The 11,246-nt window shown below is 66.5% G+C and carries 11 protein-coding genes; 10 read left to right on the top strand and 1 reads right to left on the bottom strand.

Going from position 1 to position 11,246, the window contains the following annotated elements:
• Nucleotides 1–17 precede the first annotated feature (17 nt).
• The 7 genes from IEW24_RS09935 to IEW24_RS09905 all read left to right on the top strand — a co-directional run bounded on the left by IEW24_RS09935 (nucleotide 18) and on the right by IEW24_RS09905 (nucleotide 7,119).
• A complete protein-coding gene (locus IEW24_RS09935; protein ID WP_244644284.1) occupies nucleotides 18–635 on the top strand; it encodes an exopolysaccharide biosynthesis protein in 618 nt (205 codons plus the stop codon).
• Between the two features lie 110 nt (nucleotides 636–745).
• Complete coding sequence (gene queA / locus IEW24_RS09930) at nucleotides 746–1,816, top strand: tRNA preQ1(34) S-adenosylmethionine ribosyltransferase-isomerase QueA (protein WP_188577995.1); 1,071 nt, start codon at nucleotides 746–748, stop codon at nucleotides 1,814–1,816.
• On the top strand, nucleotides 1,813–2,955 hold the full coding sequence (tgt, locus tag IEW24_RS09925) for a tRNA guanosine(34) transglycosylase Tgt (RefSeq protein WP_188577993.1): 1,143 nt from the start codon (nucleotides 1,813–1,815) through the stop codon (nucleotides 2,953–2,955). The genes queA and tgt overlap by 4 nt, the downstream gene beginning before the upstream one ends.
• 182 nt (nucleotides 2,956–3,137) lie before the next feature.
• Nucleotides 3,138–4,010, top strand: coding sequence for a bifunctional methylenetetrahydrofolate dehydrogenase/methenyltetrahydrofolate cyclohydrolase FolD (gene folD / locus IEW24_RS09920; RefSeq protein WP_210324175.1), 873 nt, complete (start codon nucleotides 3,138–3,140; stop codon nucleotides 4,008–4,010).
• 224 nt (nucleotides 4,011–4,234) lie between these two features.
• Nucleotides 4,235–4,630, top strand: coding sequence for a c-type cytochrome (locus tag IEW24_RS09915; protein ID WP_188577991.1), 396 nt, complete (start codon nucleotides 4,235–4,237; stop codon nucleotides 4,628–4,630).
• 350 nt (nucleotides 4,631–4,980) lie between these two features.
• Complete coding sequence (locus tag IEW24_RS09910) at nucleotides 4,981–5,730, top strand: 16S rRNA (uracil(1498)-N(3))-methyltransferase (protein WP_188577989.1); 750 nt, start codon at nucleotides 4,981–4,983, stop codon at nucleotides 5,728–5,730.
• Nucleotides 5,731–5,997: 267 nt separating this feature from the next.
• Nucleotides 5,998–7,119 carry a carboxylate-amine ligase gene (locus IEW24_RS09905; protein WP_188577987.1) on the top strand — a complete coding sequence of 374 codons (1,122 nt, stop codon included), beginning with the start codon at nucleotides 5,998–6,000 and terminating at the stop codon, nucleotides 7,117–7,119.
• A 96-nt stretch (nucleotides 7,120–7,215) separates the two neighbouring features.
• On the opposite strand, the gene IEW24_RS09900 is transcribed toward IEW24_RS09905, so the two are convergent.
• Nucleotides 7,216–8,064, bottom strand: coding sequence for a fumarylacetoacetate hydrolase family protein (locus IEW24_RS09900; protein WP_188577985.1), 849 nt, complete (start codon nucleotides 8,062–8,064; stop codon nucleotides 7,216–7,218).
• A gap of 247 nt (nucleotides 8,065–8,311) precedes the next feature.
• On the opposite strand from IEW24_RS09900, the gene IEW24_RS09895 reads away from it, so the two are divergent.
• The 3 genes from IEW24_RS09895 to IEW24_RS09885 are packed head-to-tail and all read left to right on the top strand — an operon-like array spanning nucleotide 8,312 to nucleotide 11,174.
• Nucleotides 8,312–9,118: a UDP-2,3-diacylglucosamine diphosphatase gene (locus tag IEW24_RS09895; protein WP_188577983.1), complete on the top strand. Its 807-nt coding sequence runs from the start codon at nucleotides 8,312–8,314 to the stop codon at nucleotides 9,116–9,118.
• Nucleotides 9,118–10,185, top strand: coding sequence for a glycosyltransferase family 4 protein (locus IEW24_RS09890; protein ID WP_280514970.1), 1,068 nt, complete (start codon nucleotides 9,118–9,120; stop codon nucleotides 10,183–10,185). Before IEW24_RS09895 ends, IEW24_RS09890 begins: the two co-directional genes overlap by 1 nt.
• Nucleotides 10,182–11,174: a threonine/serine dehydratase family protein gene (locus IEW24_RS09885; RefSeq protein WP_188577981.1), complete on the top strand. Its 993-nt coding sequence runs from the start codon at nucleotides 10,182–10,184 to the stop codon at nucleotides 11,172–11,174. Before IEW24_RS09890 ends, IEW24_RS09885 begins: the two co-directional genes overlap by 4 nt.
• Nucleotides 11,175–11,246: the final 72 nt, after the last annotated feature.

Below are 11,246 nucleotides of genomic sequence, written 5' to 3'. Positions count from 1 at the left end.
CTAAACAGGGTGCCGTCATGAACGAGGCCCTGGTGGATCATCGCACGCCCCGCACGTCCGAACTGCTTGCCGCCGTGCTTGCCGCCCAGACCGAACCCCGTGTCTCGGTAGGCGAGCTGATCGACGCGCTACGTAACAGGGCGTTCGGCATCAGCGTGCTCCTGTTTGGCTTGCCCAACTGCATCCCCATGCCGCCCGGCATTCCGGTGATCTGCGGAATCATTCTTGCGCTCATCGGTCTGCAGATGGCCATGGGCCGGCAGGAGCTGTGGCTGCCGCAGACCATCGCCAAGCGCACCTTCTCCCGCTCGGTGCTGGAAACGCTCATCAACCGCTCGCGGTCCTGGATCGCTTGGTTCGAGCGCTGGTCGCGGCCGCGCATGGAAGTGTTCGCCGGTCCCACCGCCCGCCGTGTGGTCGGGTGCCTCGTGGTGTTGCTGGGCTTCGTGCTGCTGCTGCCGATCCCGCTTCTGGGCAACATGCCGCCCGGCATCGCGGTCTGCATCCTCGGCCTTGGCCTCGTTGAGCGTGACGGCGCGGTGATCCTCGGCGGCTTCTTCGCCACCGCGCTCGGCACGGCCATCGCCTTCGGCATGACCTGGGCCCTCTGGGCAGGTGCGGTCGCCATCCTCTGACGGGCCGCGCATGGCCGTCATTCCCGCGCGCGCTTTCCCCCGGCCGTGTGCCCGGCTATGAGCGGGACAGCTTTTTCCGTTGGGCCGTACCCGGCCGCATCCGAGGCCGCATGCGCGTTGACGCCTTCGATTTCGACCTGCCTCCCGAGCGCATAGCCCTGCGCCCCGCCGAGCCGCGCGAGAGCGCGCGGCTGCTGCGCGTGCGCCCCGGCCATACGCCCGAGCTGGCAGATCTGACCATCGCCGACCTGCCGTCGCTGCTGCGGGCAGGGGATGCCATCGTGGTCAATGATACCAAGGTGATCCCCGCCCGGCTCGATGGCACCCGCACGCGGGAGGGCGGCAGTACGGTCGCCATCGAGGCGACCCTGATCCGCCGCCTCGGCCCCGATTCCTGGGCCGCCTTCGCCCGTCCCGCCAAGCGGCTGGCGCCGGGGGAAACGGTGGTCTTCGCGGGTGGTGCCGGTACTCTGGAGGCGCGGGTACTGGCCAAGACCGAGAGCGGCGAGGTGCATTTCGGCTTCGCCTTGTCGAGCGCCGAGCTGGATGCGGCCATCGACGCCATCGGCCACATGCCGCTGCCGCCCTATATCGCCGCAAAGCGTCCGGAGGATGAGCGGGATCGCACCGACTACCAGCCGGTGTTCGCCCGCGTGGAGGGGTCCGTCGCGGCGCCCACTGCCAGCCTGCATTTCACCCCCGCGCTGCTGGAGCAGATCCGGGCAATGGGCGTCTCGCAGCACACCGTCACCCTGCATGTGGGGGCGGGCACCTTCCTGCCGGTGAAGGCGGATGACACCGCCGACCACCAGATGCACGCCGAATGGGGTGAGGTGGGCGCGGAGACCGCCGATGCCCTCAATGCCGTGAAGGCGCGGGGCGGGCGCATACTCACCGTTGGCTCCACTGCCACGCGTCTGATCGAGAGTGCCGCCACGCCGGAGGGGCTTATCCGCCCCTATCTGGGTGAGACCGACATCTTCATCACCCCCGGCTATGCCTTCCGCGCGTCGGACCTGATGCTCACCAACTTTCACCTGCCTAAATCCACGCTGGTGATGCTGGTGGCGGCCTTCGTGGGCCACGAGACCCAGAAACGCACCTACGCCCATGCCATCGCGAACGGCTATCGCTTCTATTCCTATGGCGACGCCTGCCTGCTAGAGCGGGCCCCGAAATGACCGACACCTTCTCCTTCCAGATCAACGCCACCGACGGGGCCGCCCGCACCGGCGCCATCTCCACCCCGCGCGGCGAGATCCGCACCCCGGCCTTCATGCCGGTGGGTACCGCCGCAACGGTGAAGGCCATGTATCCCGAGCAGGTCCGCGCCACCGGCGCCGACATCCTGCTGGGCAACACCTATCACCTGATGCTGCGCCCCTCCGCCGAGCGGATTGCTGCGCTCGGCGGCCTGCACAAATTCATGCAGTGGGACCGGCCGATCCTCACCGATTCCGGCGGCTTCCAGGTCATGTCGCTGTCGAGCCTGCGCAAGATCACCGAGGAGGGCGTCACCTTCCGCTCCCATGTGGACGGCTCCCAGCACGCCATGAGCCCGGAGCGCTCCATCGAGATTCAGGGCCTGCTGGGTGCGGACATCCAGATGCAGCTGGACGAATGCGTCGGCCTGCCGTGCGAGGATGCCGAGGCCGAGCGCGCCATGCGCCTGTCGCTGCGCTGGGCGGAGCGCTCGAAGAAGGCATTCGAGCTGCAGCCGAAAGGCCGGGCGCTGTTCGGCATCGTGCAGGGCGGGGCGGTGCCGCGCCTGCGGGTGGAATCGGCCCGCGCCCTCGCGGACATGGATTTCCCCGGCTATTCCATCGGCGGGCTGGCGGTGGGCGAGCCGCAGGCGGTGATGATGGAGATGATCGAGACCGTCGAGCCGCATCTGCCGCAATCGAAGCCGCGCTATCTCATGGGCGTCGGCACGCCGGACGACCTGCTGGAGGCGGTGGGGCGCGGCATCGACATGTTCGACTGCGTGATGCCCACACGTTCTGGCCGGCATGGGCAGGCCTTCACCCGCTTCGGCAAGATCAATCTGAAGAACGCCCGCCACCAGAACGACCCCCGTCCGCTGGACGAGGAGAGCGACTGCCCGGCGCTGCGCGACTATTCGCGCGCCTATCTGCACCACCTCATCCGCTGCGAGGAGATGCTGGGCTCCATGCTGCTGACCTGGGTGAACCTGCATTATTATCAGGACCTTATGCGCGGTGCGCGGGCGGCGATCGCCGAAGGTCGCTACGCCGACTACAAGGCCGCCACCAAGGAAGGCTGGGCGCGCGGCGACATCCTGCCGTGGACGGGAGAGTAGGGCGCATGGCTGGGCTGCGGGAAACCGTATCGGACTGCAATATTTTCCTTTCAGGAATTTTTATTTCTCATTAAGAAGCGTTTTCCCAGCCGCGCAGCCGTATGTGTGGAGGGGGGATTGCGTCGCGCTTTGGGCCCGCCCAGAACAGCCGCGCGCTCAGCGTATCGGGAGAGGGATCAGCCGTGATCGAGACCAAGCCTATCGACGGAAAAGCCTTTGCCGCCGGCCTGCGGGGACGTATCGCCGAGGAGGTCGCGGTGCTGACCCGTGATCACGGCCTGAAGCCCGGTCTTGCCGTGGTACTGGTGGGCGAGGATCCGGCCAGCCAGGTCTATGTGCGCAACAAGGCCGCCCAGACGGTGGAAGTCGGCATGGCCTCCTTCGAGCACAAGCTGCCGGTGGAGACCTCGGAGGCCGACCTGCTGGCCCTCGTGCATAAGCTGAATGCCGACCCTGCTGTGCATGGCATCCTCGTCCAGCTGCCGCTGCCGGCGCACGTGGATTCCATGAAGGTGCTCTCCGCCATCGAGCCGGCCAAGGATGTGGACGGCTTCCATGTGGTGAATGCCGGCCGCCTCGCCGTGGGCCTCGACGCGCTCGTGCCCTGCACGCCGCTCGGTTCGGTGATGATGCTCAAGCACTATCTGGGCAATCTCTCGGGCCTGCACGCCGTGGTGGTGGGGCGCTCCAACATCGTCGGCAAGCCGGCGGCCCAACTGCTGCTGCGCGAGGACTGCACCGTCACCATCGCCCATTCGCGCACCCGCGACCTGCCCGCCGTCTGCCGGCAGGCGGACATTCTGGTGGCCGCCGTCGGCCGCCCGGAGATGGTGCGCGGCGACTGGATCAAGCCCGGTGCCACGGTGATCGACGTGGGCATCAACCGCATCACCAAGCCGGACGGCAAGACCCGCCTCGTGGGCGACGTGGCCTATGAGGAAGCGCAGGGCATCGCCGGCCTCATCACGCCCGTGCCCGGCGGTGTCGGCCCCATGACCATCGCCTGCCTGTTGCAGAACACGCTGACCGCCGCCCGCCGGCAGGCCGGTCTTTGACCAAAGGCAAGTTTCCACACCGCGCAGGCGCGGCGGACTGCCGCTTGGAAGAGTTCAAAACGATCGTTTAATGTGGTCCCTGCGGCGCAGCCGCCGCAGGGTATATGCTCCCGTCCGCCCAAGGCTCATGGCCTTCTACGGGGCGGGACGCACGTGTCCTGTCAAGTGATTGAGGTGGGTCGAAAGGGCGCTATGCCTGGACCTGCCTCCCAGAAGGACCGCACATGAAACGGATGATCCTTGCCGTACTCGCTCTCGCGGCCACCACGGTCGCGGCTTCGGCCGATCCGGACGTGGCCAAGGGCGAACAGTCGTTCAAGAAGTGCATGGCCTGCCATGCCGTTGGCCCCGATGCGAAGGCCAAGGTCGGCCCGCCGCTGAACGGCATCCTGGGCGCCAAGTGGGCCCATTTCGAGGGCTATGCCTATTCCCAGGACATCAAGGACGGCGCCGCCGCCGGCAAGGTGTGGGACGAAGCGACCCTCAACGACTATCTGACCAACCCCAAGGTGCTCGCGCCCAAAGGCAAGATGGCCTTCGTCGGCATCAAGAACGATGCCGAGCGTGCGGACCTGATCGCCTTCCTGTCGCAGTTCAATGCGGATGGTTCGAAGAAGTGACGCCCTAGCGGCAGCGCCTCACCCATTCGGGTGATGCGCTTCGCATCCACTCCTGCATGTATGCGCAAGCCCGGTCAGGCAAATCGGTCGTGCGGGGGTACGGCCCGGGGCGGTGCTGAACAAGCGCCGCCCCCTTCCGGCCGGTGCCAGCAGGACTGGCTCCTTTCCCTTGCCAAGGCGATTTATCGCAATTCCTGCCGCACGAGCATTCGCGCCTCTGCGGGAATCGCTCCGAACCGCGCGCGGCGCGCCGACATCCTCTATCAAGCCTGTTCGGTGAACGCTGTCGGCGATTCGCCTCGTCCGCGCGGTCGAGCCGGGCAGTGAGGGATCGCCGCAGGAGAGTATGCATGCCCGATCACGATTTCCGCGCCCAGCGCCTGTTCGTTCGCGAGGACCTTCAGGCGGGCCATGCCTTCAGCCTTCCGCACGATCAGGCCCATTATGTCGCCAACGTCATTCGCCTGCCGGTGGGAGGCGTCCTCCTGCTATTCAACGGGCGGGACGGCGAATGGCGCGCGACGCGCGGGCAGGGCGGCAAGAAGGACGTACGGCTTGAGGTGGAGGCGCAGGTGCGCCCGCAGCCGGCTGCCCCGACGCTGACTTACGCCTTCGCGCCGCTGAAGCATGCCCGCCTCGATTACATGGTGCAGAAGGCGGTGGAGATGGGGGCGGGGGTGCTGGCCCCGGTGCTGACCCAGCACACGCAGGTCTCGCGGGTGAATTCCGAGCGCATGGAAGCCAATGCGGTAGAAGCCGCCGAGCAATGCGGCATCCTCTCTTTGCCGGAAGTCCGCGCGCCCATCGCCCTTGCGGCTTTCCTCACCGCTTTGCCCGAAGGCGAATCCCTCGTCTTCTGCGACGAAGCTGCGCCCGTGGCTGATCCTGTTATGACGCTTGCCCCGCTCAAGGGCCGGCGCGTGACGGTGCTGATCGGCCCGGAGGGGGGCTTCTCGGCCGATGAGCGCACCCTTCTGATGCGCCATCCGGCCGTCACCGTCGTCGCCCTCGGCCCCCGAATCCTGCGGGCCGATACGGCCGGGGTGGCGGCGCTGGCTCTGGTGCAGGCGGCCTGCGGCGATTGGGGGCATCCTGCGTAGCGAAGCCTTCCGTTTATTGCGCGCATCGGAAAGCAGCAGAAAGTTCCCGTATTCGCCGTCCGAAAAGCCGAATTATCTGTGAACAGCAAGGCTGAGCTCGCGTTTCCCTGATGTATCAATGGGCTGTGGCTGGTGCTCAGCGCCAGTTGTCATGCAGCATGTGTGCTCTGCCGTATTCCCGGCTGATTTGCGCTCACCCTCACGCAACTTCAAAGCCATCGCAGCGTTACAGCTTCGATTTGGCTTCATGGAAGCCAGGAGGGACGCATGTCAGAACAATATCGATTCGGCATCGAGGAGGAATTCTTCGTCGTCGATGCCGAGACAAAAGCGGTCCAACGCCGCATGCCCACCGGCTTCTTCGATCACCTGCGCGAGCAGCTGGGTGAGTCCGTCACGGTCGAGCTGCTGCAATCGCAGCTGGAGATCGCCACCGCCCCGACGACCGACGCGGGAGATGCACTTGGGGAGCTGCGCGACCTGCGCCAGCGCGCCTCGCGGGTGGCGGCCGAGCATGGCCTCGCCTTCATCGCCGCCGGCACCCATCCGACCGCGAGCTGGGACAGCGTGCGCGCCACCAAGGCCAACCGCTATGACGGCCTGATGCAGGACCTGCAGATGCTGGGCGAGCGCAACATGGTGTGCGGTCTGCACGTGCATGTGGAGCTGCCCGACCCGGAGGCCAAGGTGGACGTCATGCGCCGCATGACCCCCTACCTGCCGCACTTCATCGCGCTCTCCACCAGTTCGCCCTTCTGGGGCTCGAAGCAGACCGGCCTGATGGGGTACCGGCTGGCGGCCTATGACGAACTGCCGCGCACCGGCCTGCCGGAGCTGTTCGAGAACCACGCCGCCTACCAGCAATATGTGGACGCCATGGTGGGCGCCCGCGCCATAGGCGATTCCAGCTATGTCTGGTGGGCGGTTCGCCCGTCCCAGAAGCATCCGACACTGGAACTGCGCGCGCCCGACGCCTGCACCCGCGTGGAGGATGCGGTCGCCATCGCCGCGCTCTACCGGTCGCTGGTGCGCTATCTGGTGCGCAATCCCGATCATTACCGGCAGATCGGTGCCGTGGACCGGGCCATCGCCAACGAGAACAAATGGCGCGCCCAGCGCTACGGCATCCACGGCTCGTTCGTGGATCTGGCCTCGCAGAGCGCGATTCAGGTCCGCGATGCGGTGGAACAGCTCGTGGCCATGGTGGCGGATGATGCCGAGGCCATGGGCTGCCTCGACGCTCTCCTGCATCTGCGAACCATCCCCGATGCGGGCACCAGCGCGGATATGCAGATCGCCGTCTATCAGGAGGCCCATCACCGCACCGGGAATCGCGGCGAGGCGCTTCAGGCGGTGAAGACCTGGCTCGCCCACGCCACACTGCAGTGAGCGTCCGCCCCTAACGCGCTGAGAGCGCATGAAAAAAAAAGGCCGCCCCGGCTTGTCGCAGGGGCGGCCTTTTTCACTGTGGGCGGCGGTTTGGCGTCAGAGCTTGAACGGCACCACCGTCTGCTGCTGCTCGCCCAGCCCGTCGATGCCGAGGCGCATGACATCGCCGGCCTTCAGATAGCGCGGCGGCTTGAAGCCGAGGCCGACGCCGGGGGGCGTGCCGGTGGTGATGGCATCGCCGGGGTCCAGAACCATGAACTGGCTGATGTAGGAGACCAGGGTCGCCACATTGAAGATCATGGTCTTCGTGGAGCCGTTCTGGACCCGCTCCCCATTCACCTCCAGCCACATGCCCAGCGCCGAGGTGTCAGGCATCTCGTCGGTCGTCACCAGCCAGGGGCCGAGCGGGCCGAAGGTCTCGCTGCCCTTGCCCTTGGTCCACTGGCCGGCGCGTTCGATCTGGAAATGCCGTTCGGAGACATCGTTGCAGACGGCATAGCCGGCCACATGCTTCAGCGCGTCCTTCTCGTCCACATAGCGGGCACGGGCGTCGATCACGATCACCAGTTCCACCTCCCAGTCGAGCTTCAGCGAGCCCTTGGGAATCATCACGTCGTCATTGGGGCCGACGACGCAGTTCGGTGCCTTGTTGAAAAGCACCGGCTCCTCGGGAATGGGATTGTTCGTTTCCGCCGCATGGTCCGCATAATTGAGGCCCACGGCGATGAAATTGCCCGGCCGGGCAATGCAGGAGCCGAGGCGCACGCCTTCGGGCGCCAGCGGCAGGCTGGCCGGATCGGCTGCGGCGATGCGGGCGAGGCCCTGCGGGGTCAGCACGTCGCCGCCAATATCGGGGACGATGCCGGACAGGTCGCGAATCCTGCCGTTTGAATCGATTAGACCCGGCTTTTCCTGACCGGCTGCGCCGAAGCGGACGAGCTTCATGGGGTGTTTTCTCCCTGGGATTTTCCGTCGCAGGCATTTCAGGTGCTGCGTGTCGGGCAAGCTGGCGCGCGGCTGCGAAATGGTCAATGGTGCGGCGGCGAACGGGCCGATGCGAGGGGACGCAACGCTTGTCGCCGCTGCGTCAGACGCCTGAGTTTCGACCGCAGCGCGTCATAAAAGGGATACACGACTCCGGCTAAGTCCGGCATCATGCTATCCGATAGCATCTCCGAAAGAGGCCATACGCGTGAGCGACAGCCCTGAGGAACGCCGGTTCCGCGCACTCTTCATCTCCGACGTCCATCTTGGGACCAAGGGATGCCAGGCGGATCTGTTTCTGGACTTCCTGAAGTATCACGACGCAGACACCATCTATCTGGTCGGCGACATCGTCGACGGGTGGCGCCTGCGCTCCTCCTGGTACTGGCCGCAGAAGCACAATGACGTGGTGCAGAAGCTGCTCCGCAAGGGGCGCAAGGGCGCACGCATCGTGTACCTGCCCGGCAACCATGACGAATTCCTGCGTGACTATTACGGCACGCATTTCGGCGACATCGAAGTGATGGAAACCGCCATCCACGAGACCGCCGACGGCAAGCGATACCTCGTCATCCACGGCGACGTGTTCGACGTGGTGGTCCGCCATGCCAAATGGCTCGCCTTCCTGGGCGACTGGGCCTATGCGCTGGCGCTCACCACCAACACTTATGTCAATCTGGTGCGCCGCAAGCTCGGGCTCACCTACTGGTCTCTGAGCCAGTGGGCCAAGCTGAAGGTGAAGAATGCGGTGAACTTCATCGGCAAGTTCGAGGAAGCCCTCGCCGACGAGGCCAAGCGCCAGAAGGTGGACGGCGTGGTGTGCGGGCACATTCATCACGCCGCCATGCACCAGCAGTTCGGCATCCATTACGTGAACTGCGGCGATTGGGTCGAAAGCTGTACCGCTGTTGCGGAACATGAAGACGGCCGGCTCGAGATCATCTATTGGGCGAAGCAGGTGCGGGCGGCCGAGCTGAATGCGCAGGCCGTACAGGGAGCGCGCGCGGCAGCCTGATGCGGGTTCTTGTGGCGACGGATGCGTGGCATCCGCAGATCAATGGTGTGGTGCGCTCGCTGGAGCACACCGCGCGGGAAGCGGCCCAGCTCGGCGCGGAACTCTGCTTCCTCACGCCGCAGGAGTTCCGGACCGTCCCGCTGCCCTCCTACAACGAGATCCGTCTCTCGCTGGCGACTCCGCGCATGATCATGAAGCGGATCGAGGCCATCAAGCCGGACTTCGTGCATGTGGCCACGGAAGGCCCCATCGGCATGCTGGTGCGCCGGGCGTGTATCGCCTCCAAGCGCACCTTTACCACCTCCTATCACACCAAATTCCCGGAATATCTCTCTGCCCGCGCGCCCGTGCCCGAGCGGCTGACCTATGCCTGGCTGCGTTCCTTCCACAATGCCGGTGGCGGCGTCATGGTCTCCACCGCAACGCTGGAGCGGGATCTGGAGGGCCGCGGCTTCAAGCGCCTGATGCGCTGGACACGCGGCGTGGATGCGGACCTGTTCCGCCCCCGCCCGGATGCCACGCTCAACCTGCCGGGGCCGGTGTTCCTGTTCGTCGGCCGCGTCGCGGTGGAAAAGAACATCGAGGCATTCCTGGCCCTCGACCTGCCGGGCTCGAAGGTGGTGGTGGGCGGCGGGCCGGCTTTGGCCAGCCTCAAGGCGAAGTATCCGGCCGTGCACTTCACCGGCCCGCTGGAAGGCGAGGCGTTGGCGCAGGTCTATGCCTCGAGCCACGTCTTCGTCTTTCCCAGCCGCACCGACACCTATGGCATCGTGCTGCTGGAGGCGCTGGCCAGCGGCCTGCCGGTGGCCGCCTATCCCGTCACAGGGCCGCTCGACGTGATCGGGCCGGAGCAGGGGACCATCGGCATCCTCGACGAGGATCTGCGCACGGCCTGCCTGAAGGCGCTGGAACTCTCACCCAAGGCGGCGCGGGATTTTGCCCTGCGTCACAGCTGGCGCGAGTGCTCCCGGCAGTTCCTGGACAATGTGCTCATCGCCCATGACATCGGTCCCATAGCGCGACGCTATCGCCTGCTACGCCGGCCTCGGATATTGTCGCGGGCATGAACGCACCGACCCGCCCCATTCCCACCGCCGCCGACGTGGATGCCGCCGCCGAACGCCTGAAGGGCGTGGCCGTGCGCACTCCGCTGGTCTATTCGCCCATCTTAAGCGAGCGCACCGGCGGCCGCATCTTCATCAAGCCGGAAACGCTCCAGCGCACCGGCTCGTTCAAGTTCCGCGGCGCCTACAATCGCGCCGTACAGATTCCCGAGAGCCAGCGCGCCGCCGGCGTCGTGGCCTGCTCGTCGGGCAACCATGCGCAGGGCCTTGCCGCCGCCGCCAAGCTGCTCGGCATGCCGGCGGTCATCGTCATGCCGCATGATGCGCCGGCCCTGAAGCGTGACCGCACCAAGGCGCTGGGCGCCGAAGTGGTCGGATACGACCGCGTGACCGAGGATCGCGAAGCCATTGCCGCCGCCATCGCGGCGGAGCGCGGCGCCATCTTCGTGCCCCCATATGACGATCCCGACGTGATCGCCGGGCAGGGCACCGTGGGCCGGGAGATCTGCGAGGATCTGGCGGCGCTCGGCCTCTCCCTCGACGTGGTGGCGGCCAATGCCTCCGGTGGCGGCCTGATGGCGGGCATCTCGCTGGCCGTGCGGGCGCGCTTCCCCGATGCGCTGCCCATCACCGCCGAGCCTGCCGCCTTCGACGACCACGCCCGCTCCTACAAGTCCGGCAACCGCGAGCGCAATCCCGCTCCGTCCGGCTCCTTCTGCGACGCCTTGCTGGCGGCGACGCCCGGCGAGATCACCTTCGCGGTGAACAAGACGCTCACCGGCGGCGCGGTTTCCGCCACCGATGAGGAAGTGGCACGGGCTGTCGCCTATGCCTTTCTCGAGCTGAAACTGGTGGTGGAGCCGGGCGGCGCGGTGGCGCTGGCGGCCCTGCTGGAAGGGCGCATTCCGGCCAAGGACAAGACGGTGGCCATCGTCCTGTCCGGCGGCAATGTGGACCCGGCGACATTCTCCGCCTGCCTGTCCGGCATCTGACCGCCCGCCTCGACCAAAATAAAAACCCCGGAGCGGCAGCCGCTCCGGGGTTTTTATTTGGGTGGCTGGCCG

Origin of the sequence: Azorhizobium oxalatiphilum (genome assembly GCF_014635325.1) — a bacterium.
In the GTDB taxonomy this organism is placed as follows: domain Bacteria; phylum Pseudomonadota; class Alphaproteobacteria; order Rhizobiales; family Xanthobacteraceae; genus Azorhizobium; species Azorhizobium oxalatiphilum.
Note: the sequence above shows the minus strand (reverse complement) of the source record. Positions and strands in the feature narration are given on the sequence as shown.